At 54.2% G+C, this 23119-nt stretch carries 21 protein-coding genes; 8 read left to right on the top strand and 13 right to left on the bottom strand.

Annotated features, from left to right (window positions below):
- Nucleotides 1-64: 64 nt before the first annotated feature.
- The 7 genes from NI21_RS0110845 to NI21_RS16110 form a co-directional block, all read right to left on the bottom strand.
- Nucleotides 65-913 carry a KilA-N domain-containing protein gene (locus NI21_RS0110845; RefSeq protein ID WP_033126235.1) on the bottom strand — a complete coding sequence of 283 codons (849 nt, stop codon included), beginning with the start codon at nt 911-913 and terminating at the stop codon, nt 65-67.
- Nucleotides 914-981: 68 nt separating this feature from the next.
- Entirely contained in the window at nt 982-1293 is a 312-nt protein-coding gene (locus NI21_RS16470; protein ID WP_242842848.1) for a hypothetical protein, read from the bottom strand.
- A gap of 140 nt (nt 1294-1433) precedes the next feature.
- Nucleotides 1434-2453 carry a virulence RhuM family protein gene (locus NI21_RS0110840; protein ID WP_052084065.1) on the bottom strand — a complete coding sequence of 340 codons (1020 nt, stop codon included), beginning with the start codon at nt 2451-2453 and terminating at the stop codon, nt 1434-1436.
- 277 nt (nt 2454-2730) lie between these two features.
- Nucleotides 2731-4155 carry a 23S rRNA (uracil(1939)-C(5))-methyltransferase RlmD gene (gene rlmD, locus NI21_RS0110835; RefSeq protein WP_033126234.1) on the bottom strand — a complete coding sequence of 475 codons (1425 nt, stop codon included), beginning with the start codon at nt 4153-4155 and terminating at the stop codon, nt 2731-2733.
- Nucleotides 4156-4253: 98 nt separating this feature from the next.
- Nucleotides 4254-5198: a 3'-5' exoribonuclease YhaM family protein gene (locus NI21_RS0110830; protein WP_033126233.1), complete on the bottom strand. Its 945-nt coding sequence runs from the start codon at nt 5196-5198 to the stop codon at nt 4254-4256.
- Between the two features lie 70 nt (nt 5199-5268).
- Nucleotides 5269-6240, bottom strand: coding sequence for a S1C family serine protease (locus NI21_RS15890; protein ID WP_052084064.1), 972 nt, complete (start codon nt 6238-6240; stop codon nt 5269-5271).
- A gap of 30 nt (nt 6241-6270) precedes the next feature.
- On the bottom strand, nt 6271-6555 hold the full coding sequence (locus NI21_RS16110) for a hypothetical protein (protein WP_052084063.1): 285 nt from the start codon (nt 6553-6555) through the stop codon (nt 6271-6273).
- Between the two features lie 224 nt (nt 6556-6779).
- Here NI21_RS16110 and NI21_RS0110820 point away from each other — a divergent pair, with 224 nt between their 5' ends.
- From NI21_RS0110820 to NI21_RS0110810, 3 genes are read left to right on the top strand one after another with little or no spacing between them, the layout of a single operon-like run.
- Nucleotides 6780-9158 carry an endonuclease MutS2 gene (locus tag NI21_RS0110820; protein ID WP_033126232.1) on the top strand — a complete coding sequence of 793 codons (2379 nt, stop codon included), beginning with the start codon at nt 6780-6782 and terminating at the stop codon, nt 9156-9158.
- 32 nt (nt 9159-9190) lie between these two features.
- On the top strand, nt 9191-9892 hold the full coding sequence (locus tag NI21_RS0110815) for a response regulator transcription factor (RefSeq protein WP_033126231.1): 702 nt from the start codon (nt 9191-9193) through the stop codon (nt 9890-9892).
- Between the two features lie 16 nt (nt 9893-9908).
- The gene (locus NI21_RS0110810; protein WP_369792799.1) at nt 9909-11363 is read left to right on the top strand and encodes an ATP-binding protein; all 1455 of its coding nucleotides are present in this window, start codon (nt 9909-9911) and stop codon (nt 11361-11363) included.
- Between the two features lie 204 nt (nt 11364-11567).
- Here NI21_RS0110810 and NI21_RS0110805 read toward each other — a convergent pair whose 3' ends face one another.
- Entirely contained in the window at nt 11568-12773 is a 1206-nt protein-coding gene (locus NI21_RS0110805) for a substrate-binding domain-containing protein (RefSeq protein WP_033126230.1), read from the bottom strand.
- Between the two features lie 247 nt (nt 12774-13020).
- On the opposite strand from NI21_RS0110805, the gene pflB reads away from it, so the two are divergent.
- The 5 genes from pflB to NI21_RS0110785 all read left to right on the top strand — a co-directional run bounded on the left by pflB (nt 13021) and on the right by NI21_RS0110785 (nt 17002).
- On the top strand, nt 13021-15138 hold the full coding sequence (gene pflB / locus NI21_RS0110800; protein ID WP_033126229.1) for a formate C-acetyltransferase: 2118 nt from the start codon (nt 13021-13023) through the stop codon (nt 15136-15138).
- Nucleotides 15139-15194: 56 nt separating this feature from the next.
- Nucleotides 15195-15437, top strand: a complete 243-nt coding sequence (gene grcA3, locus NI21_RS0110795) for an autonomous glycyl radical cofactor GrcA3 (protein WP_033126228.1) — start codon at nt 15195-15197, stop codon at nt 15435-15437.
- Entirely contained in the window at nt 15403-16179 is a 777-nt protein-coding gene (gene pflA, locus NI21_RS0110790) for a pyruvate formate-lyase-activating protein (protein ID WP_033126227.1), read from the top strand. The genes grcA3 and pflA overlap by 35 nt, the downstream gene beginning before the upstream one ends.
- 115 nt (nt 16180-16294) lie before the next feature.
- The gene (locus tag NI21_RS16465; RefSeq protein ID WP_081958046.1) at nt 16295-16465 is read left to right on the top strand and encodes a DUF362 domain-containing protein; all 171 of its coding nucleotides are present in this window, start codon (nt 16295-16297) and stop codon (nt 16463-16465) included.
- 177 nt (nt 16466-16642) lie between these two features.
- Nucleotides 16643-17002 (top strand): hypothetical protein, encoded by a 360-nt coding sequence (locus NI21_RS0110785; RefSeq protein WP_033126226.1) that lies wholly within the window; start codon nt 16643-16645, stop codon nt 17000-17002.
- Here the strand turns inward: NI21_RS0110785 and dnaB are convergent.
- The 5 genes from dnaB to NI21_RS0110760 all read right to left on the bottom strand — a co-directional run bounded on the left by dnaB (nt 16985) and on the right by NI21_RS0110760 (nt 23068).
- Nucleotides 16985-18325 carry a replicative DNA helicase gene (gene dnaB, locus NI21_RS0110780; RefSeq protein ID WP_033126264.1) on the bottom strand — a complete coding sequence of 447 codons (1341 nt, stop codon included), beginning with the start codon at nt 18323-18325 and terminating at the stop codon, nt 16985-16987. The genes NI21_RS0110785 and dnaB overlap by 18 nt on opposite strands.
- A 13-nt stretch (nt 18326-18338) precedes the next feature.
- Nucleotides 18339-18788 carry a 50S ribosomal protein L9 gene (rplI, locus tag NI21_RS0110775; RefSeq protein ID WP_033126225.1) on the bottom strand — a complete coding sequence of 150 codons (450 nt, stop codon included), beginning with the start codon at nt 18786-18788 and terminating at the stop codon, nt 18339-18341.
- Nucleotides 18789-20849: a DHH family phosphoesterase gene (locus NI21_RS0110770; protein WP_033126224.1), complete on the bottom strand. Its 2061-nt coding sequence runs from the start codon at nt 20847-20849 to the stop codon at nt 18789-18791.
- A gap of 150 nt (nt 20850-20999) precedes the next feature.
- Nucleotides 21000-22016 (bottom strand): UDP-glucose 4-epimerase GalE, encoded by a 1017-nt coding sequence (gene galE / locus NI21_RS0110765; protein ID WP_033126223.1) that lies wholly within the window; start codon nt 22014-22016, stop codon nt 21000-21002.
- A gap of 125 nt (nt 22017-22141) precedes the next feature.
- A complete protein-coding gene (locus NI21_RS0110760; protein ID WP_033126222.1) occupies nt 22142-23068 on the bottom strand; it encodes a sugar phosphate nucleotidyltransferase in 927 nt (308 codons plus the stop codon).
- Between the last annotated feature and the right edge of the window lie 51 nt (nt 23069-23119).

The following is a 23119-nucleotide window of genomic DNA, read 5'->3' as shown; positions in this document are numbered from 1 at the left end:
CAATCTCATGACCTTTCACCTCTCCACTATCTTTACTAATACACAAATAGCCAAAACTTTCTTCTTACATTTCAACTTCCAAATTCGGTAAATTATTCAAGCTCATCGTTTCCAACGTCTGTAACTGCTGTACTGCCAACTGCCGCAACAATTCCATCCGCTCTTTCTGGTTCTTTTCTTGACTAATTAAAACCGCATTATAGCTTTCCAGATTTGAAAGTACCAGTAATTGATTCAGCGTTGCTACATCCCGCATATTCCCCTTAACATTCGGATTTTCTTCTTTCCATTGCTTTGCGGTCTTTCCAAACAAAACAACATTCAACAGATCCGCTTCATTAGCATAGGTATACGCTACCTGTGCGGGTGTTAATTCTGGCGGTAGCAAATTATCCTTAATCGCGTCAGTATGTATCTTGTAATTCAACTTAGAAATCTCTCTGTTCAAATTCCAATTCAGAGATAGCCGACTATTCTCATCAGTCTTTAATCTCCTGTAATCTTTCATGATATATAACTGGAATTCAGGCGAAATCCAGGTTGCAAAAGACATAGCAATATCGCTATGGGCATATGTTCCGCCATAACGTCCTGCTTTTGAGACAATACCGATAGCATTCATCTGCGTAATCCACTTTGTCGGTGTCATAACAAAACGGTTTAATCCAGCCTCATTTTTAACCGCCTCGAATTGCACACGGTTAAAATCTGGATTATGCAATTCTTCCCAAACGCCTAAAAACTCAATCGTATTTCTATTTCGCATCCAGTTTTGAATCACAAATCGCGGGTCGTCCTCATTTCGATATTTTGCAATATCCGTTAATGAAATAAATTCATTTTCAAAATTTGTAGTATAGATTCCTATGTCAATACCTTTTGCATGGATAGTCTCCTTAACAATTTTCGCCATAAACATCCTCCTCTCCCCAGCATAAACTGAGGCAACATATCTTTTAGAACATACATCCTCCGCCTAATTCATAAATCGTTTTCCAATTCACCTTCATCTTCCCACATTTCCCAATATGCTTCAATATAATCCCTAATACAACTGGGATATACATCCAAATACTTTCTACATACCCTTTTGTACAATCTCAACATTTTTTCATCACACGCAAAGTCCAGTAAATAATCTAACAAATGTGACAATTCATCTTCTGACACGGTTCTGCTGCACACATCTTCAACCAACGGCAAATAAACCTCATAGGCTTTCTGATGTAATGGGACTATCTGCTCTGTAATCGCATCTGACGATATCTTATCATCACCTTCTCCAAATTCCACCTTTACATTACACTGTCTGGGGATTTGCAGGATAAAAGCGACGCCGTCTCCACATGTTCTTCGTTGTCCAAACTAATATTTACACTATTTTCCCAAAAACCTCTTCAACTCTGCTATTTACATGGAAGTATCCTGTTCTATTAATTATTATCTTTTTTCTTCACTATGCTTTGAATATTTTTAATGCTTTCCAAATATTCCTCTTCAACTGGCGACAAATTCTGTGTCTGATATTTTCTATACTCTTCTGTCGCCTTCTCAATTGCCTGCGCATGGCTGATTGTACCTGCACCCTGCAGCACCTTTTCCCCTGTAGTCTTCAAAACATTATCAAGATGCTCCACATAATCTGACATATACATAGGATGATGACGCATAGCCTGTATTTCCGCAAAATCAAAATATCCTGATACAATATTATTCAATATTTTTAATTCTTCATCATTAAGGTAATTCTTTGCAATGCCTATATCCTTTAAAGCAGGAAAGTCACCAGGAAAACTCTTTAATCCCATGAAAGGCTGACTCGCATCCGCACGCTCGTATATAACCTCTGCTGCTGTATGTCCGTGTGCTGCATAATGCAATTTGTTCTGCACCATTTTAAAAAAGGCAATAGATTCACTGCTCTTGGGATCATAGTCAACACTCGTTGCATAAAGGTCAAGAACCTGCCGGTACATAACCTTTTCAGACGAACGTATATCCCGTATGCGGTCTAACAGCTCTTTCCAGTAGTTACCTCCGCCCAGATTTTTCAACCGCTCATCATCCATTATAAAGCCTTTGATCATGTACTCTTTTAATCGTTCGGTAGCCCACCGGCGGAAATTTGTAGCAATCTTGGATCTCACTCTATATCCAAGAGAAATAATCATATCAAGATTATAATGTGTTGTATTATATTTTTTCCCATCAGTAGCAGTTGTTCGGAGTTTCCGAACAACTGAATTTTCTTCCAGTTCTCCCTCTTCAAAAATGTGTTTGATATGCTCGCTGATATTGGATTTACTGGTTTTGTATAGTTCGCATAATTGTGCCTGTGTAAGCCAAACGGTCTCATCTTCAAACTTAACGTCAATTTTTGTGTGTCCATCTTCCGTCTGATATATGATAATTTCGCTCTCAACGTTTTTAGAAATATCTCTTTTATTCTCCACCTTTCACCTCTCCTAGTATCTTCTCTTTTATATACAATCAGCCCCCTATAAATCATAATATCGTTCTTCAATTTTTCACCAATATTAACTTCCGATTTATCGCTTCCTTCAAACATATCCCACGAATGATTGAATGCTATACTTACACCTTACCCTGCTTATCCAAACCTATTTCCGTATCATGTTCAATAGTAAAATGTTAGAATTCAATGAACTTTAGGTGCTGACCCAGCTAATAATTTGTTTTTCTTAACACCTATCTATGGTTAAGTATAGACTATATCATTAATTCATCCATCTCTAATTTCACATCAATATGTTTATAAGTTTTAAGTTTGGAAAGCAAACACACAACTTCCACATGCACCGTATGCGGGAACATATCCACCGCCTTCACCCTGTCCAGCTCATACCCGTTCCCCCGCAGGTACTTCACGTCCCGGGCCAGGGTGGCGGGGTCGCAGCTGACGTACACGATCCGATCCGGCCGCATCTTCACCATGGTCTCCAGCACAATCTGCTCGCAGCCCTTCCGGGGCGGGTCCACCACGATCACATCCGCCTGCACCCCCTCTTTTTCGTACATGCCAGGCAGCACCTCCTCCGCCTTTCCCACATAAAACCGGGCGTTGGAAATGTCGTTGATAGCGGCGTTGTTTTTGGCATCCCGGATGGCCTGGGGGACGATCTCCACCCCGCAGACGCGGCCTGCCCTCCGGGCGAGGAAGAGGGAGATGGTGCCGATGCCGCAGTACAGATCCCACACCGTCTCCTTTCCCGTCAGGCCGGCGAACTCCAGGGCCGTGCCGTAGAGCCGCTCCGTCTGCACCGGGTTCACCTGATAAAAGGAGAGGGGAGAAATGTGGAATTTCACATCGCCGATGTAGTCTGTGATATAGTCCTGCCCCCAGATGGTTTTTATGTCCTTTCCCATGATCACATTTGTCTTCTCCCTGTTGACGCTGCAGGTGATGCTCGTCATGCCCTGGATGGAGGACAGCCGCTCTGCCAGCACATCGCTGTGGGGAAGGGCGTCTCCGTTGATGACTAGACAGACCATCAGCTCTCCGGTGGCAAAGCCCTTGCGGATCAGCACATGGCGCACCAGCCCGGCGTGGGACTCCTCGTCGTAGGGCTGCACGTGGTATTCCCCCATAAAGGCCAGAATCTCCTGCAGGATAGGCTGATTTTCCTCTGCCCCCAGAGCGCAGTCCATGTCCGGCAGGGGGATGATCTGATGGGTCCGTCCGGCATAGAAGCCTGCCGTCAGATGGCCTTCTCTGTCTCTGCCAATGGGATACTGGGCTTTATTGCGGTAACGGAAGGGCTCGTCCATTCCGATGATCCCCTCCATGGCGGCGTCCAGCACCTCTTTTGGCACTGCGCCGAGCCGCAGAAGGTTGTTCTCCACCTTGCCCTTTTTAAAGGCAAGCTGCTGCCTGTAATCCATCTCCTGGATCTGGCAGCCGCCGCATCTTCTGGCCTCCTTGCACCTTGCATTTTGACGGGCGGGTGAGGGCGCAAGAATATTCATTAATCTTGCATACCCATAGTTTTTCTTCATCTTCATGATCTTTGCTTCCACCAGGTCCCCGATGATCGCATCCTTAATAAAAAGAGCGCATCCGTCTGCCTTTCCGATGCCCTCTCCACCAGTGCCCATGTCCTCTATCCGCACTGTCACCAAATCATTTTTCTGCATAAATATTCCCCTTTGTGTCACTTTTACGCACCAGTTATATGAATTTGGGACGTAACACTTTTAAACTTTGTTACGTCCCCAAATACATTTAATACTATTTACATCTCCGTCCGGCGCAGGTTTGTCTCGAAGAGCCGGTTATATCCCAGCCATTCCCTGCTGCCCTGCTTATCCTTGAAGATCTCGGTCAGCGTCTGCATCTTGGCGTCTGTGCAGTCCGCGAAGTTGAGGGCCATGGCCTCGGCCAGGGCCGGCTTCTTCGGGGAGCCGTACTCCAGCTCGCCGTGGTGGGCGATGACGCAGTGCTTCAGCTCGCTCGCCAGCACCTCCGGGAAATCCGGGATGGTGCGGATGGCGTCGCTGATCATCTCCACGCCGATGACGATGTGGCCCAGAAGCTGGCCGTCGTCTGTGTAGTCGTTTGCCGGGAAGGGAGACAGCTCCTTGATCTTCCCGATGTCATGGCACATGGCCGCGGTGTAGAGAAGATCCCTGTTCAGGATGGGGTAGGCTCCCACCATGTACTCGCAGAACTTCACCACGCTGAGGGTGTGCTCCAGAAGGCCGCCGGCAAAGCCGTGGTGGACCGTCTTGGCCGCAGAGTGGTTCTTGAATTTCTTGATGAAATCCATGTCATTTTCAAAGTAGTACTCTATGATCTTCCGGAGATACGGATTTTTCACCTGGCGGCCGTAGGATAAGAGCTCCTGGTACATGGCCTCCGGATCCTTCTCCGTGGAAGGCATATAGTCCGCCGGGTTGTACTCGTCCTCGTAGGCCCTGCGGATCTGCTTGATATTCAGCTGCAGCGCGTTGTTGTAGCTGATGACCTCGCCGTACACCTCGATGAAATCCATCTCCTCATAGTCCGCGATGCCGCTGGAGTTGGGATCCCACACCTTTCCGTCCAGTGTTCCTGTCTTGTCCTGGAGGATCAGGTTGTCGTATGGTTTGCCGTTTCTTGTCTCAGCGGAACGTTTGCCCTTGCACAGGTAAATGTTCCTGATGGTCTCTCCCTCGCAGAGAGTGTTGATATATCTCATATAAAATGCCTCTTTCTGATAATTTTCTAATTGTCTTGCGTCTTTTAAGGTTTGCGTCTTTTGCGTTTTCTTACTCTTTACTTCCCACAGTCACCCGGAAAGTGATGTCCACATAGCCGCCGGTTCCCTGGCGCTGCCCCCGGATCCGTATCTCATTGCCTGTCTCCTGCTGCATCAGGGCGTTGTTGTAGCCGGACAGAGTGGTCACTGAAGTGCCGTCCACCTCGGCGATCACATCGCCGCTCTGGATGCCCGCCGCCATGGCCGGCGAGTCGGCGCTGACCTCCTGCACGTAAACGCCGGCAGGAATGCCCTGGCTGTCTGTCAGCTCCTCTGTCACTGTGACCCCCTGTATGCCGATGTAGGGCACCGCCTGCCCGTTGGACAGAAATTCCAGGGCGTCCTTCAGGTCAGAGATGCCGTAGGCCGCCACAGGCCCGGACTCCCCGTCCCCGTAGAAGCGCTCCTGGTCGATCAGGCCGATGATCTGACCGTCCGTGTTGAGCAGGATCCCGGTGCCGCTTGTGCTGCCGCCAATGTCCGTGCACAGCAGGCTGTAGTCTCCGTCCGCCCGGCTGACCGTCTCCCTGGTGGAGGAGACAACGCCAATGCCCATGCCTCCATAATACCCGAAGGGGCTGCCGATGGCAATGACAGGATCTCCCTTTGAGACGCTCCCGGAGCTACCCAGAGCCACTGTCTGGATCTGGTTCCAGGCATTTTCCGACAGGGTGTTTTTCGCAATGGCGTAGACCGCAATGCCAAGGTTGGTATCCTGCCTCTTCACACTGACGCTGTAGGAATTGCCGTCCACAAGCCGGGCCTGCAGAGAGCCTCCCTCAGGCACGGCCAGACTTTTGGCCGCCACCAGGAGCTCCACGCCGTTGTCCTCAAAGATGACGCCCGCCACGCTGTCCTCGTCCACAAGCGCCTGGTCCTGCCCTTCCGGCTGGGAAACCTGGACAGATATCTCCGCCATGCTCCTGTTTACCGTGTTGGCCACAGTCACAAGAGCCTGGTTCAGTTCCTCGTAATCATCCACTGTGAGAACAGGGGAGGTCTCTTCTGTCTGTCATTCCTCTCCTTCCTGGGTCTCCTCCTCTTCCTCCTCCGGGATGGTGATTTTCCTGGGATTGCTGGAAAACCGGTCCTCCGCCCATGGCCTGAGGGCATAAAATCCCAGGCAGGCCGCAAGTCCGAATATCAGACCAAGGCCCGCATATCTCAAGACCATGTTTCGGATCTTCCTGTATCCTACGTTCTCATCCTTGATGGTTTCCTGCATAAAGGAAAATTCTTCTTTCTTTTCCTCTTCGTTTTCCTCTCTGCTCTCCTCAGGATTTTCATGATATTCCATGACCATCTTCTCCTTGTGCAATCCTTGTTTTAGTATACAATATCCCCCCGCAATGTTCAATAATTATCCTTTCCTTTCCCCTGTAAATGCGGTATAATGATTGCGCAAAAGCGCAATCTGAAGCGAGGAACTCGCTTCACCCTGCTGCGCAGGGATATACCGACAGGACACGGCAAAGTGCGACAAAATCTGACAAAAAAACATGGAATACAGGTGAACCTATCATGAATCATAAGACACTGACAAAACTGGAATTTGACAAAGTGGTGGACCTTCTCACCGCCCAGGCGACCTGCCCGGGAGGCGTGCGGTCCTGCCGCTCCCTGAAGCCATACACGGACATCAATAAGATCGAGACCGCCCAGGAGCAGACCCAGGCCGCCTTCACAAGGATTGTAAAAAAAGGCCGCCTGTCCTTCTCCGGCTGCGATCCGGTGAGCGACTCCCTGAAGCGCCTGGAGATCGGCGGAACCCTGGGGGCCGGAGAACTCCTTCGCATCTGCAAGGTCCTGAAAGCAGCCGGCAGGGCAAAGTCCTACGGCCGCCACGAGACAGTGGACGAGGCCGCCGACTGCCTGGACGTCTATTTTGACCAGATCGAACCCCTCACCAATCTGGCGGGCGAGATTGACCGCTGCATCATCAGCGAGGAGGAGATCAGCGACGAGGCCAGCCCGGGGCTGAAGCACATCCGCCGCCAGATCAGTCTGGCCGGTGATAAGATACACTCCACCCTGACCTCCCTTGTGAACGGCCCTCTGCGCAGCTATCTGCAGGACGCCCTCATCACCATGAGGGGGGATCGGTACTGCATCCCTGTGAAGGCCGAGTACAGAAGCCAGGTGCCGGGCATGATCCACGACCAGTCCTCCACCGGCTCCACCCTGTTCATCGAGCCCATGTCCATCGTCAAGCTGAACAATGACCTGAAGGAGCTCTACGGAAAAGAGCAGGAGGAGATCCAGGTCATCCTGGCGGACTTAAGCAATGAGACTGCTCAGCACGTGGACGCTATCCGGGCGGACTACAAGGCCATGACAGAGCTGGACTTCATCTTCGCGCGGGGAGCCCTGGCCCTCTCCATGAACGCCAGCCGCCCCCTCTTTAACAGCGAGCGGAGGATCCGGATCCGCCAGGGACGCCATCCCCTTCTGGACCCGAAGTCCGTGGTTCCCATCTCTCTCACGCTGGGGGAGGATTTTGACCTGCTCATCATCACAGGCCCCAACACAGGAGGAAAGACAGTCTCCCTGAAAACCGTGGGGCTTTTCACCCTGATGGGCCAGGCAGGCCTCCACATCCCGGCCCTGGACCGCTCCGAGCTGGGCGTATTTACCAATGTGTTCGCGGACATCGGGGACGAGCAGAGCATTGAGCAGAGCCTCAGCACCTTCTCCTCCCACATGACAAACATCGTGTCCTTTTTGAAGCATATCACCCCGGACAGCCTGGTGCTCTTCGACGAGCTGGGGGCCGGCACAGACCCCACCGAGGGAGCCGCCCTGGCCATCGCCATCCTGGAGCATCTCCACAGGCAGGGCATCCGCACCATGGCCACCACCCACTACAGCGAGCTGAAGGTGTTTGCCCTCTCCACAGAGGGAGTGGAAAATGCCTGCTGCGAGTTCGACGTGGCCACCCTGCGGCCCACCTACCGGCTCCTCATCGGCATCCCCGGCAAGAGCAACGCCTTTGCCATCTCCAGCAGGCTGGGGCTGCCGGACTACATCATCGACGAGGCGAAAAAGCAGCTCTCCGAGCAGGAGGAGTCCTTTGAGGACCTGCTGACGAACCTGGAGCAGAGCCGCCGCACCATCGACAGGGAGAAGGAGGAGATCAGCGCCTACCGCCGGGAGCTGGAGAAGCTGAAGAACGAGACTGCCGCCCGCCAGGAGAAGCTGGACGCCCAGAGGGACCGCATCCTGGAGGAGGCAAACGACAAGGCCCGGGCCATCCTGGAGGAGGCCAAGGAGATGGCCGACGAGACCATGAAAAATTTCCGCAAATTCGGCAAGGAGAACATCTCCGCTGCGGAGATGGAGAAGGAAAGGGAGCGTCTCCGCAAGAAGATCGCCTCCACCGGCTCCGGCAAAAAGCTGGCGGCCGCAAAGCCCAGGAAGCAGCATAAGCCCGGCGATTTCAAGCTGGGCGAGTCTGTCCGTGTGCTGAGCCTGAACCTGAACGGCACCGTCACCTCCCTGCCTGACGCGAAGGGAAATGTGAACGTGCAGATGGGGATCCTCAACTCCCAGGTCAACATCTCCGACCTGGAGATCATTGAGGAGCAGCCCGTGTACTCAGCGGCGAAAAACCTGCGGCGCACCTCACAGGGCAAGATGAAGATGGGCAAATCCCTGTCCGTCAGCCCGGAGATCAACCTCCTCGGGAAGACTGTGGACGAGGCCGTGGCGGAGCTGGACAAATATCTGGACGATGCCTACCTGGCCCACATAAACCAGGTGCGCATCGTGCACGGCAAGGGCACCGGCGCCCTGCGCAGCGGCATCCACAAATATCTGCGCAGACAGAAGCACGTGAAGGATTTCCACCTGGCCGCCTTCGGCGAGGGCGATGCGGGCGTCACCATCGTGGAATTCAAATAGAGACCGACATCATCTTAAGAGGGAGGATATTTATGGTAAACAAACAGAAAATACTGATCGTAGATGACGATGAAAATATTGCGGAGCTGATCTCCCTGTACCTGACGAAGGAGTGCTTTGACACCATGATCGTCCACGACGGGGAGGAGGCTCTGAAGGCATTTGACCTGTACCATCCCAGCCTGATCCTCCTGGATCTGATGCTGCCCGGCATCGACGGGTACCAGGTGTGCCGGGAGATCCGCAGCCGCTCCCAGACCCCCATCATCATGCTCTCCGCCAAGGGGGAGGTGTTTGACAAGGTGCTGGGACTGGAGCTGGGGGCGGACGACTACATCATGAAGCCCTTTGACTCCAAGGAGATGGTGGCCAGAGTGAGGGCCGTCCTTCGGCGCTACCAGCCGGCCCGCCAGGAGACTCCGAAGGAGGAGCGGGGAAAATGTGTGGAGTATCCGGGCATTGTCATCAATCTCACCAACTACTCTGTCCTCCTGGACGGAAAAAATGTGGATATGCCTCCAAAGGAGCTGGAGCTCCTCTATTTCCTGGCCTCCTCCCCGAACCAGGTCTTCACAAGGGAACAGCTTCTGGACCAGATCTGGGGCTATGAGTACATCGGCGACACCCGGACTGTGGACGTGCACATCAAACGACTCCGGGAGAAGATCAAGGACCATCCGTCCTGGTCTCTTGCCACCGTGTGGGGCATCGGCTATAAATTCGAGGTAAAATAGTGTTCGAGGTAAACGAATGTTTTTCAGACGAAAAAAAGCAAAAAAGAATAATCTTCCTCTGAACAGCACGCTGTATCTGAAATTTATCATCGTCTACATCATTCTCGGGTTCCTGAGCCTTTTCACCGCCGCCACCCTGGCCTCGGGGCTGACCTACAGCGGCCTCAAGTCCTCGGAGGCGGACCGGCTCTACGCCCAGGCCACTGCCATGGCCAACGACTACCTGCCGGGGTACTTCAGCGATCTGCTCACAGGCTCTGACGTAAAGATGCAGCTGAACGGCATTTCCGCCTACGCAAAGGCCGCCGTCTGGCTGGTGGACCGGGAGGGCAATGTGCTGGTCTCCTCCCGCCCTGACAGCTACCCCACCGCCCCGGCCCAGATCCGGGGCTTTGATCCCGCCGCCAGCGGCAGCGCCACATATCAGGAGGGAAACTACCACGGCTATTTTGAGGAGGATGTACTCACAGTCAGCGCCCCGGTGATCCAGGGCTTTTCCACAAAGGGCTACCTGCTGATCCACAAGGAGGTCTCTGACCTGACGGATTTCAGGGACACCCTGATGCGCTCTGTCTACGCCACGGTGATCATCATTTATCTTCTCTCCTTCATCGTGCTGCTGGCCTTCCAGTTTCTCGTGTACCGGCCTCTGCGCAAAATAACGGAGGCTGCCACCCAGTACGCCTCCGGCAACCTGGAGTACGAGATCCCGGTGACCACCCAGGACGAGATGGGGTATCTGTCCGCCTCCCTGAACTATATGTCCGCGCAGCTGCGGGACATGGAGGACTACCAGAAAAAGTTCGTGGCAAATGTATCCCACGATTTCCGCTCCCCTCTCACCTCCATCAAGGGCTATGTGGAGGCCATGGCAGACGGGACCATCCCTCCGGAAATGCAGCAGAAATACCTGAACATCATCCTCTTTGAGACAGAGCGGCTGACGGACCTGACCCAGGATCTGCTGACGCTGAACGAGTTTGACACAAAGGACATCCTCCTGAACAAGGAGGTTTTCGACATACACGAGGTCATCAAGAACACGGCCGCCACCTTTGAGGGCATCTGCACAAAGAGGAAGATTTCCATTGAGCTCATTCTGGCCGCCCGCCACCTGAACGTGTACGCGGACCGGAAAAAGATCCAGCAGGTCCTCTACAACCTGATCGACAATGCCATCAAGTTCAGCGACTCCGACTCCAGCATCACGGTGGAGACCACGGACCGGGGCGACAAGGTCTACATCTCTGTCAAGGACTACGGCATCGGCATCCCCAGGGACTCCCTGAACAAGATCTGGGAGCGCTTCTACAAGACAGACGCCTCCAGGGGGAAGGACAAGAAGGGCACCGGCCTGGGCCTGTCCATCGTGAAGGAGGCCATCCAGGCCCACGGGGAGAACATCAACGTCATCAGCACCGAGGGGGTGGGGACGGAGTTCATCTTCTCCCTGCCCAAAAAGAGCAATTAGCTTTCTATAAAAACGCACGAAAAAGGAGGGCCACATTCCCTTGAGGCCGGCTCCGGGGTTCGAGCCTGTATGACAGTCTCTCACCCCTCCCGCCGGAATATCCTATTCGGAAATGTGGCCCTCCTTTTTCTGTTTATACGCAAAGTCATTCTCTTTTCCTGCACAGGATAAAGACTCTCTCTTGAGCGGAAAATCCCATCCCACTTAGTACAGCATGGCCGCCACTTCCGGGTCCTCCATGTTGTCCGCGGTGATCCAGGTGTAGCCGGAGTCCACCTCCGCCTCATTTCCCAGCTCCAGGATGGCCCTTGAGCAGGCCACCACTGTGGCATAGCCCATGCCGTAGGGGTTCTGGGCCACAAGGCCGTCCACCAGCCCCTCCTCCAGGGCCTGAGCCTCCTCCTTTGTGGCGTCAAAGCCCACAATGCTCACGTCCTCCTTCTCCAGCCGCTGGGTGTTCTCCACAGCATCCATAACAGCCTCCCCGCTTGTGCCGTAGATGGCCGTGACATCGGGGTTTTTCTCAAAGATATAATCCATAGCCTCCTCGTCGGAAATATCCTCCGCGGTGAGCTGGCTCTCCTCGTCCTCTATGGGAGCGGCCTCCTGCCCCTCCTTCGCGTAGGTTCCCGCGTTGATCTCGTCCGCGATGGTCTTCTTCAGATCCTCCAGCTCATCCAGATAGTAGGTAGTTCCCACTTTGATCTCCGGGTGGTCCGCCGCCAGCTTCTGGGTAAAGCCATCCACTCTCTGCTGGGTGGTCACGGAGCGGGAGTCGTGTGCAAATATAAGGATCTCCCCGCTCTCTCCCAGGATTTCCGCCAGGTGATCCGCCGCCTCTGCCGCCGCGGCGGTGTTGTCCGTGCTGATCTTGGCCATCACGTTCTGATAGTTGCTAAGAGAGTCGTAGGTCACCACAGATATGCCGTTCTCCGCCGCCAGGTCAAACTGCACGTCCCCGGACTGGGAGTCTATGATGGCGATACCAACCGCCTGGGGATATCTGGCCAGCTCCTCGTCCAGAATGTTCACCTGCTCATCCACATCCCCCGACTCGGAGGGGCCGCTGTACACCATGCGCACCCGGTCCTCCCCCTTGTAGCCCAGCGCGTCGTTGATATCGGAGACCGCCTTCTGGGCCCCCTCCTTCACATCGTCCCAGAAATCTCCGCCGGAGGCCTTTCCGATAATGGATAGATACGTGCCTGCTTCCAGATTCAGCCCCTCCACATTGCCGTAGGCGGAAGGGTCCAGAGCATCAAGGCGGACCTTCTCCTCGTCCACCTTCTCCTCGGTTCTGTTGACGGTAGTGGTCTGCTCCTCCCCGTCATTGATCCTTGTCTGACTGCACCCTGCCAGCGCGATGGCCGCGCCGGCCAGGAGCGCCGAAGCTCTCCATAACCTTTTCATTTTCTCTACACTCCACATCATTGAAATTTTGACTACAAACACTATACACCAAAATATCAAAAAAATGTTGAAAAATTTCTTAAATTTGCAAGATGTATAATTTTTATCATATTTGTATACTGTATACAAATAAATACAATCTATCTATTGACTAAATGATAGTCATTCTCATATAATAGTGCCACAACAGCTGTTCAACTATTTATTTTATGATCTTATATTCACATATTTCAGAGGAGGAACCTATATGGAAAAACATTGGATCGCGGAGAGCTGGGACGGCTTCCGCCCGGGCAGATGGAACCGCACCTCCGTAAATGTGCGGGACTTTATTCAGAACAACTACGCACCCTACGAGGGAGACGAGTCCTTCCTGGCGGGCCCCACGGACGCCACGAAAAAGCTCTGGGACCAGGTCTTGGATCTGTCCGCGAAGGAGCGGGAGGCAGGCGGCGTCCTTGACATGGACACCAGGATCGTCTCCGGCATCACCTCCCACGGACCGGGCTACCTGGACAAGAACCTGGAGCAGATCGTGGGCTTTCAGACGGACAAACCCTTCAAGCGCTCCCTGCAGCCCTTCGGCGGCATCCGCATGGCCCAGAACGCCTGCCGCGAGAACGGCTACGAGGTGGATCCGGAGGTGGTGGAGATCTTTACCAAATACAGAAAGACACACAACCAGGGCGTCTTTGACGTGTATACACCGGAAATGCGCCTTGCCAGAAAATCCGCCATTATCACCGGTCTTCCGGACGCCTACGGCAGAGGCCGCATCATCGGAGACTACCGCCGGGTGGCCCTCTACGGGACAGACTGGCTCATCGAGGACAAAAAGCAGCAGCTGGCCACATCCCTTGTCCGCATGACCGGCGACAACATCCGTCTGCGGGAGGAGCTGGCCGAGCAGATCCGGGCTCTGGGCGAGTTAAAGGAGCTGGGAGACATTTACGGCTTTGACATCAGCAGGCCGGCCAGAAACGCGAAGGAGGCCATCCAGTGGCTCTACTTCGGCTATCTTGCGGCCGTCAAGGAGCAGAACGGCGCCGCTATGAGTCTTGGCCGCACCTCCACCTTCCTGGACATCTACATCCAGAGGGATCTGGACAGAGGCCTCATCACAGAGGAGCAGGCCCAGGAGTACATTGACCACTTTATCATGAAGCTGCGGCTTGTAAAATTCGCCCGCACGCCGGAGTACAATTCCCTCTTCTCCGGGGATCCAACCTGGGTGACAGAGTCCATCGGAGGCGTGGGCATAGACGGACGCCCGCTTGTGACAAGGACATCCTTCCGCTACCTCCACACCCTGGACAACTTAGGGACAGCGCCGGAGCCCAACCTGACTGTCCTGTGGTCCACAAGACTTCCCAGGGCCTTCAAGGAGTACTGCGCGAAAATGTCCATCAAGACCTCCTCCATCCAGTACGAGAACGACGACCTGATGAGGGCTACACATGGCGACGACTACGCCATCGCCTGCTGCGTGTCCTCCATGCGGGTGGGAAAGGAGATGCAGTTCTTCGGCGCCCGGGCCAATCTGGCCAAGTGCCTGCTCTACGCCATCAACGGCGGCATGGATGAGCGCATGAAGGTGCAGGTGGGACCGAGGTATCGCCCGGTGGACACGGAGTACCTGGAGTACGATGATGTGATGCAGAAATTTGACGATATGATGGAGTGGCTGGCGGAGCTCTATGTCAATACCCTCAATGTCATCCACTACATGCACGACAAGTACTGCTACGAGAAGCTCCAGATGGCCCTCCACGACAGGGAGGTGAAGCGCTACTTTGCCACCGGCATCGCCGGCCTTTCTGTTGTAGCCGACTCCCTGTCCGCAATCAGGTACGCGAAGGTGAAGCCTGTCCGGGATGAGGACGGCCTCGTGGTGGACTACCAGGTGGAGGGAGATTTCCCCAAATACGGAAACAACGATGACAGAGTGGATGAGATCGCCGTGGAGATCGTCCGGACCTTTATGGACAAGATCCGCAAGCACCATACCTACCGCCACTCCATCCCCACCATGTCCATCCTGACTATCACCTCCAACGTGGTGTACGGCAAGAAGACCGGAAACACACCGGACGGAAGGAAACAGGGCGAGCCTCTGGCTCCTGGAGCCAACCCCATGCACAGGCGGGATACCCACGGCGCCCTGGCGTCCCTGGCCTCTGTGGCGAAGATCCCCTTCCGCCACGCCCAGGACGGCATCTCCAACACCTTCTCCATCATCCCGGGGGCTCTTGGCAAAGATGACCGCATCTTCGCAGGCGACCTGGATGTGGACAGGCTGGAGGACGAGTGCGCCAACATGGCGTGCAGCATCCCCAATATCGAGGAGAGCATCGACAGAGAATAGTGACAGAGAATAAACAGCAGAGCATTAAAAGTAAGACGTGAAAGGAGAATATCATTATGGCAGTAAATCAGCAGCAGGTAGACAATCTTGTAGCAATGTTGGACGGATATGTGGAGCAGGGGGGACACCACCTGAACGTGAACGTATTCACCCGGGAGACCCTTCTGGACGCCCAGAAGCACCCGGAGAAATACCCCCAGCTCACAGTCCGCGTGTCCGGATATGCGGTCAACTTCAACAAACTGACAAAGGAACAGCAGGACGATGTCATCTCCCGTACCTTCCACGAGGGAATGTAAGGGCTGGATCCACTCCATCGAGAGCTGCGGCACCGTAGACGGGCCGGGCATACGGTACGTGGTCTTCCTCCAGGGCTGTCCCATGCGGTGTCAGTACTGCCACAATCCGGACACCTGGGAGTACGGGAAGGGGGAACTCATGAGCGTCCATGAGGTGCTGGAAGGATTTTATTCCAACCTCCCCTTCTACCGGAACGGGGGCGTCACTGTGACAGGCGGGGAACCCATGATGCAGATGGCTTTCCTCACGGAGCTGTTCCGGGATCTGAAGCGCAGCGGCATCCACACCTGTGTGGACACCTCCGGGATCATGTTCAACCCCCACAGCGAGCGCTTTATGGCACAGCTGGGGGAGCTCCTTCCCCTGACCGACCTGGTGCTGCTGGACATCAAGCACATGTCCGACGAGAGGCACCGGAAGCTGACAGGCCACACCAACCGGCAGATCCTCTCCTTTGCCAGGTATCTGGATGAGCAGGGTGTCCCTGTGTGGATCCGCCACGTGGTGGTGCCGGGCATCACCCTCTATCGTGAATACCTGGAGGAGCTGGGCACCTTCATGGCCTCCCTCCACAACGTGCGGGCCCTGGACGTCCTCCCCTACCATACGATGGGAAGGGCAAAATATGACAGTTTAGGCCTCCCCTATCCCCTGGAGGGGACCCGGGAGGCCACAAAGGAAGAGGCAGCAGCGGCCCGGCAGATCATCCTTAAAGCCTACAAAAGGGCCAGAGAAAATTGAGGATGATACTCAATCTCTTGTGCTAAATTTAGAACATCACTAAGTCTTGTATATTTGAAGCTTTTGTATTATTATATGTATAAACAACTGACAACAGTCAAAGGAGGAAGATATCATGGCACATGTAATTAGTGATGAATGTGTAAGCTGCGGCGCTTGCGAAGCTGAATGTCCAGTAGGAGCTATCTCTCAGGGAGCTGATCACTACGAGATCGATCCGGACGCTTGTGTAGACTGCGGTGCTTGCGCAGCTCAGTGTCCTACAGGAGCTATCTCTCAGGGCTAATCCTGATTGGGATTTTTCCACATACGGCATATGAACATAGCAAAAAGGCGGACTGTCTGCAAAAAGTGCAGGTGGTCCGTTTTTTTGCCGTATTTTCGTACACGATGCCGACCTGTTTTGACAGTCTTGCCCACTTGGTACATGCTATACTCTCTTATGTGTAAAGGGGGTATGAATATGGGAAATGCACTGAACACTTTAAGCAGCGCAACAAAAGAAGACACAAAGCTGTATAACTGCATCAAAGAACTGTACGAGCAGGGTGTTCCCTTTGACGAGCTGAAGGCTCTCATTCCCGATATGAAGCGGACAAGGGAGCAGCTCCGCATCAAACGCATGCTGGAGAACAACAACGAAGTGCTTGCGGCCATGATCACGAAAGAAATGTCCTTCCTCCTGGACGCAAAGGAGCGGCAGGAGGAGGAACAGTTTAAAAAGCTGGACCAGCTCATCCGGCAGCAGCAGTCCTTCCGAAAAGAGACTGCCAGCCACCAGGGAGCGGCCCAGCGGTTAAAACGCCTATTCCTTCCAGGTTAGGTTCGCAAACTTTGTGTAGTCCGGCAGCCATGCCAGGTGAACGGTCCCTATGGGGCCGTTTCTTTGTTTTGCGATAATGATCTCCGCCTGGTTGGGGGTCTCTGTATCTTTGTTGTAATAATCGTCCCGGTAAATGAACATGACCACGTCCGCATCCTGCTCGATGGCTCCGGACTCACGCAGATCCGAGAGCATGGGCCTGTGGTCGGGGCGCTGCTCCACCGCACGGCTCAGCTGCGACAGGGAGATGACAGGGACATTCAGCTCCCTTGCCACGCCTTTCAGGGATCGGGAAATGTCCGAGATCTCCTGCTGTCTCGACTCAGAGCGTCCTCCTACCCGGCCGCTCATGAGCTGCAGGTAGTCGATGATGATGAGGTCCAGTCCCTGCTCCAGCTTGAACTTGCGGCACTTGGACCGGAGCTCCGAGATGGAGATACCCGGCGTATCGTCTATGATCAGGTGGGATTTTCCGATGATCCCGGCGCTCTCTATGAGCTTCTCCCAGTCGTCATCCTTCAGATTTCCTGTACGCAGGGACTGGGAGTCCACCTGGGACTCCAGGGAGAAGAGACGGTTCACAAGCTGCTCCTTTGACATCTCCAGACTGAAGATGGCCACCGTCTTGCCGCTCTTGAAGGCGGCGTGCTGGGCGATGTTCAGGACAAAGGCCGTCTTTCCCATGGAGGGCCTGGCCGCCACAAGGATGAAGTCCGAGGGCTGCAGGCCGGACAGCTTGTAATCCAGATCCAGGAACCCGGTGGGGATACCGGTCACAGTCCCCTTTGTCTTGGACGCCTTCTCGATCTTCTCCAGGGCGTTCAGCACCACTTCCTTGATGGGCACATAGTCTCCGGTGCCCCGCTTCTGGGCCAGCTCGAAAATATTTTTCTCCGCCGTCTCAAGGACGGCCTCCATAGGCTCGCTGCCCGCGTAGCAGGCATTAGAAATCTCATCGTTCACCTTGATGAGCTTTCTGAGCATGGATTTCTCAAACACGATCTCCGCGTAGTATTTCACATTGGCGGATGTGGGCACAGCGGCTACCAGCTCGCGGACAAACTCCAGGCTGGAGATCTCCTCCGGCACATTTTTCTCCTTCAGCCGCTCCTGCAGGGTGATCAGATCCACCGGCTTGCCTTCGTTGAAAAGCTCTGTCATGGAGTCAAAGATGACTCCGTATGAGGTCTGGTAAAAATCACTGCCGCTGATGATCTCGGAAGCGGTCATGATGGCATCCTTGTCCATCAGCATGGCGCCGACTACCGACTGCTCCGCCTCTATACTGTGGGGCGGGACACGCTTGATGAGGGCTTCCTCCATATCCGGCATCTTCCTATGCCTCCTCCACAACGATTACTGTAAGCTCTGCAGTTACCTTCGGGTGAAGCTTTACGGGCACATGGAAGGTCCCCAGGGATTTCAGCTGCTCCTTTAGCTGAACCTTCTTCTTGTCAATGTCCAGCCCCAGCTGCTCCTGGGCGGCCGCCGCGATCTCCTTGGAAGACACGGAACCGAAGGCCCTGCCGCCCTCTCCTGTCTTGATGGAGACAGTCACCTTGCTCTCTCCCAGCTTCTTTCCCAGCTCCTTTGCAGCCTCCAGCTGCTCCTGGGCGATCTTGTCCTGGTTGGCCTTGTGAAGCTTCAGGTCGTTCATATTTTTATTGTTTGCCTCCACTCCCTTCTTTGTCTTCAGAAGAAAGTTTCTTGCGTATCCGTCGTTGACTTCCACGATGTCTCCCTTTTTTCCAAGGGATTTTACGTCCTGCAGTAAAATAACTTTCATTTATAAATCTCCTTTTTCTATCATCTGGTCAATGACCCTCTTGAGGGATGTCACCGCCTCGTCCATGTTGGTGTGGTCAAACTGGGCTCCGGACGCGTTCATATGTCCGCCTCCTCCCAGCTTCTCCATGATCACCTGCACATTGACCTCATCAATGGACCTGGCGCTGACGTAGATCCTTCCGTTGTAGACCGTCAGCACAAAGGTGGCCTTGATGCCGTCGATGTCCAGAAGCTCGTTGGCCGCCTGGGCGCCGATGATGGTGGGGCTCTCTATATGGAGATTCTCTCCCCTGGCGATGGCAAATCTGTCTCTGTAGACCTCCGCGCTGCTGATGATGCCGGCCTTGGCCTGGTAGGACTTCATGTCGTCCCGCAGCATCTTCCGGACAAAGGGAATGTCCGCTCCGCAGCGGCGCAGGAAGGCGGCCGCCTCAAAGGTGCGCACGCCGGTCTTGTTCATAAAGTTGTTTGTATCGATGACAATGCCCGCGTACAGGCTGTTGGCCTCCACGGCGGGGATCTTCACATCGTCCGTAATATACTGGAGCACCTCGGACACCATCTCGCAGGCCGAGGAGGCGTAGGGCTCGATATAGGACAGCAGGGCATTGTCAATATTGTCGCTGCTCTGCCTGTGGTGGTCGAAGACCACGATGGTGCGGGTCATGCCCAGAAGCTCGGGACACTCTGTCATGCCCGGCCGGTTGGTATCCACCACAATGACCATGGAGGTGTCATCGATCATCTCCTTGGCCTCCCCGGAGGTGACAAACATATCCTCCGGGTAGGAGGGATGCTCCACAAACTCCTCATACAGGGGCCGGATGGTGGCCGACACGTCGTTGATGACAATGTGTGCCTTTTTCTCCAGCGCCGCGGCAGCCCGGTAGATGCCGATGGCCGCCCCGAAGGAGTCCATGTCCGTCATCCTGTGCCCCATGACAAGGATCGTGTCGTTCACGGTGATGAACTCCCGGAGAGCCTCCGCCTTCACCCTTGCCTTCACCCGGGTGTTCTTGGAGGTCTGCTCCCTCTTGCCGCCGTAGTAGGTAATGCCGTTGCAGTCCTTGATGACCGCCTGGTCGCCGCCCCTGGCAAGGGCCAGGTCGATAGCCGCCCGGGCGTAGGTGTAGCTCTGCACGTAGGCGTTCTTGCTCAGTCCCAGGCCGATGCTCAGGGTGGCCGGGATACTGTTGCCGATGTTGATGGCCTTCACGTCCTCGAGGAGGGAGAAGCGGTCCGCCTCCAGCTCCTTGAAACAGGATTTTTTCATGACGATAAAATATTTATCTGTCTCCATCTTCTTGACAATACCGTCCAGACGCGCGATATACTGGTTGATCTTCCTGTCGATGAGAGCCACCAGAAGACTCTGGCGCACCTCCTCCACGCTGTCGATCATCTCGTCGTAGTTGTCGATGTAGATGAGCCCCGCCACGAGGCGCTGCTCCTCATTCTGCCGCAGCGCGGTGTTCAGCTCGGTCACGTCGGACAGATAGACGGCGATAAAATACTCCTTCTCCTCCGGCATGTCCAGCAGCCGCTCGGAGTCGCTGAACCCCTCCACGGACACCTTGCGCAGCTCCGCCCGGTACTCCTTATCGTGGTAGTAGACCTCCATCTCCACGATCTGATCCTCTTCCTTGGGGAAAATGCTCCGGTTCAGCTCAGGTATATACCTGCTCAGCACCGCCTCCCCCTTCAGCTTGCTGCCCAGTATCTCCCGGAACTGGTCGTTCATCCACATGAGACGGCCATCCTCCAGCAGGAGAGCGTAGGGCACTGCCAGCTTTTTCAGAAGCGTATTCTGTATGATGCCGTACTGCGCCGCAAAGTCCACCAGATCCTTCATGACAAGGGACTTGTTGTAGAAATACATAACCCCCACGATCACAATGTAAATCAGGACAAAGATCAGCATGAGAAGCCCCGCCTTCCTGTCCAGGCGGTAGATCCACACATTCATGGCGATCAGCAGGATCGTCATGAACGCCGGCCACTGCATATAGAGCTTCAGCTGTCCCTTCAGGCGCACATTTTGTTTTGCTTTCTTCTTCATATTCGTTCCCTCGAAAAAACTAAAAAGCTGCTCACCGTATTATAGCACTTTTCCGCGGAAAAGAAAAGAGAAAAGGCAGGGAGGAGCCTTCTGACGGCCCGCGTCCCTGCCTGTGTGTCCTGCTGTGTCTTATGTCCTGTCCTTTTCAGCTTATTTCTCGTATCCGTTGGGGTTCTGTGACTGCCATCTCCATGTGTCCTCGCACATCTCGTCCAGCCCTCTCTCGGCCTTCCAGCCGAGCACTCTGGCCGCCTTGGATGGATCTGCGTAGCACATAGCGATATCTCCCGCCCGGCGGGGCTTGATCTCATAGGGGATCTCCTTGCCGCAGGCCTTGGAGAAGGCCTTCACCATATCCAGGACGGAGTAGCCCTGTCCGGTTCCCAGATTGATGACATCCAGTCCCGGGTTGGTAAAGATGTAGTTGATGGCCTTCACGTGTCCGATGGCCAGATCCACTACGTGGATGTAGTCTCTCACTCCGGTTCCGTCCGGTGTGTCGTAGTCGTCTCCGAACACGCCCAGCTTCTCCAGCTTGCCCACTGCCACCTGTGAGATGTAGGGCATCAGGTTGTTGGGGATGCCCTTCGGATCCTCACCGATGCGGCCGCTCTTGTGAGCTCCCACCGGGTTGAAGTAGCGCAGGAGAATCACGTTCCAGGAGGGATCCGCCTTCTGTACATCCGACATGATCTGCTCCATCATGGATTTTGTCCAGCCGTAAGGATTGGTGCACTGTCCCTTGGGGCACTCCTCTGTGATGGGCATCTCCTCCGGACTTCCGTATACCGTAGCGGAAGAGCTGAACACAATGTTCTTCACGCCAACCTCACGCATCACCTTCAGGAGTGTCAGCGTGCCGGCGATATTGTTCTGGTAGTACTCCAGAGGCTTCTGCACGGACTCGCCCACAGCCTTCAGGGCCGCGCAGTGAATGACCGCGTCGATCTTCTGTATCTTGAACATCTCAAGGAGCGCTTCCTCGTCCTGCACATCCCCCTCGTAAAAACGGATCTTCTTGCCCGTCAGCTCCTCCACTCTCTTGATGGACTCCTTGGAAGAATTGCACAGATTGTCGTATACAACCACGTCATATCCCTCGTTCAGCAGCTCCAGAGCCGTGTGGCTTCCGATGTAGCCGGCTCCTCCTGTGATTAAAATCGTCATGATGGTCTCCTCCTTTTTGGATCTGTTTTCCTGTATCTACTGTAATTATAGTTTGGACAGCCCGCAATTTCTATAATAATAGTGGCTGAAACTATAAAAATATTGCGGATTTTCTTGTGTACTTTTTACCTCTGCTCCCACAGATGCTGGGGGTACACGCCCTCGTCCTTCAGCTTCTGGATGGCGGCCATGACTACCGGCTTGTCCTCCTTGTAGGTGACGCCGTACCATTTGTCAGCGGAGTGGAGCACAGCCACGGTGGCCTTGTCCTGTCCGATCAGGTCACTGACCACAGAGGGAAGGAAGTACTCGCACTTCATGGGGTTGGTCTTCAGCCCCTCCTCCAGGAAGGCCGGAAAGCCCTTGCGGATCTCCTCCAGGATGCTCCTTGTAAATCCCCACATATTCATGGAGACGGTTGTGTCCGCGGGCACGGATACCCATGTCTCCCCGCCATCCTCGGAGTAGGCGATGCCGCCGTCGCGCTTCTCGATGCGTGTCCTCTCGTGGATGCCTGTCAGCTCTCCCGCCGCGTTCATGTCGCACAGTCCCCTGGCCACATGGCCGTTGTCCGTCACTGTGTTGCCGAGCTGGTATCCCACCATGGTGTAGCGGTATTTCTCATCGTCCTCGTGGGTGGCCAGGTAGTCGTAGATCACCTGGAAGGCCTCTTTTCCATAGTAGTCGTCCGCGTTGATGACCGCGAAGGGCCCGTCGATCAGGTCAATGGCAGAGAGGACAGCGTGAGCGGTTCCCCACGGCTTCACTCTCCCCTCCGGCACCTCAAAGCCCTCCGGGATATTGTGGAGATCCTGGTAGGCGTACTCCACCTCCATGATCTGGCTCATGCGGTTGCCCACAGACTCCTTGAAGTCCTTCTCGATCTCCTTCTTTATAATGAAGATCACCTTCTCAAATCCGGCTCTCTTCGCGTCGTACATGGAGAAATCCATGATAATGTGTCCCTCATTGTCCACCGGGTCAATCTGCTTGAGTCCGCCGTAGCGGCTTCCCATTCCTGCCGCCATGATCACTAATACTGGTTTTTTCATCTCTTTCATATCCTTTCTGAATATTTCTGATGTTCTCGATTTCTACGCTTA

The sequence above is a fragment of the Eubacterium sp. ER2 genome (genome assembly GCF_000765215.1).
Lineage (GTDB): Bacteria > Bacillota > Clostridia > Lachnospirales > Lachnospiraceae > Claveliimonas > Claveliimonas intestinigallinarum.
Note: the sequence above shows the minus strand (reverse complement) of the source record. Positions and strands in the feature narration are given on the sequence as shown.

Coding starts and splice junctions, on each gene's coding strand:
- NI21_RS0110845 (WP_033126235.1), bottom strand. CDS start 913: ATGGCGAAAATTGTTAAGGAGACTATCCATGCAAAAGGTATTGACATA.
- rlmD (WP_033126234.1), bottom strand. CDS start 4,155: ATGCAGAAAAATGATTTGGTGACAGTGCGGATAGAGGACATGGGCACT.
- NI21_RS0110830 (WP_033126233.1), bottom strand. CDS start 5,198: ATGAGATATATCAACACTCTCTGCGAGGGAGAGACCATCAGGAACATT.
- NI21_RS16110 (WP_052084063.1), bottom strand. CDS start 6,555: ATGGAATATCATGAAAATCCTGAGGAGAGCAGAGAGGAAAACGAAGAG.
- NI21_RS0110820 (WP_033126232.1), top strand. CDS start 6,780: ATGAATCATAAGACACTGACAAAACTGGAATTTGACAAAGTGGTGGAC.
- NI21_RS0110815 (WP_033126231.1), top strand. CDS start 9,191: ATGGTAAACAAACAGAAAATACTGATCGTAGATGACGATGAAAATATT.
- NI21_RS0110810 (WP_369792799.1), top strand. CDS start 9,909: ATGTTTTTCAGACGAAAAAAAGCAAAAAAGAATAATCTTCCTCTGAAC.
- NI21_RS0110805 (WP_033126230.1), bottom strand. CDS start 12,773: ATGAAAAGGTTATGGAGAGCTTCGGCGCTCCTGGCCGGCGCGGCCATC.
- pflB (WP_033126229.1), top strand. CDS start 13,021: ATGGAAAAACATTGGATCGCGGAGAGCTGGGACGGCTTCCGCCCGGGC.
- grcA3 (WP_033126228.1), top strand. CDS start 15,195: ATGGCAGTAAATCAGCAGCAGGTAGACAATCTTGTAGCAATGTTGGAC.
- pflA (WP_033126227.1), top strand. CDS start 15,403: ATGTCATCTCCCGTACCTTCCACGAGGGAATGTAAGGGCTGGATCCAC.
- NI21_RS16465 (WP_081958046.1), top strand. CDS start 16,295: ATGGCACATGTAATTAGTGATGAATGTGTAAGCTGCGGCGCTTGCGAA.
- NI21_RS0110785 (WP_033126226.1), top strand. CDS start 16,643: ATGGGAAATGCACTGAACACTTTAAGCAGCGCAACAAAAGAAGACACA.
- dnaB (WP_033126264.1), bottom strand. CDS start 18,325: ATGGAGGAAGCCCTCATCAAGCGTGTCCCGCCCCACAGTATAGAGGCG.
- rplI (WP_033126225.1), bottom strand. CDS start 18,788: ATGAAAGTTATTTTACTGCAGGACGTAAAATCCCTTGGAAAAAAGGGA.
- NI21_RS0110770 (WP_033126224.1), bottom strand. CDS start 20,849: ATGAAGAAGAAAGCAAAACAAAATGTGCGCCTGAAGGGACAGCTGAAG.
- galE (WP_033126223.1), bottom strand. CDS start 22,016: ATGACGATTTTAATCACAGGAGGAGCCGGCTACATCGGAAGCCACACG.
- NI21_RS0110760 (WP_033126222.1), bottom strand. CDS start 23,068: ATGAAAAAACCAGTATTAGTGATCATGGCGGCAGGAATGGGAAGCCGC.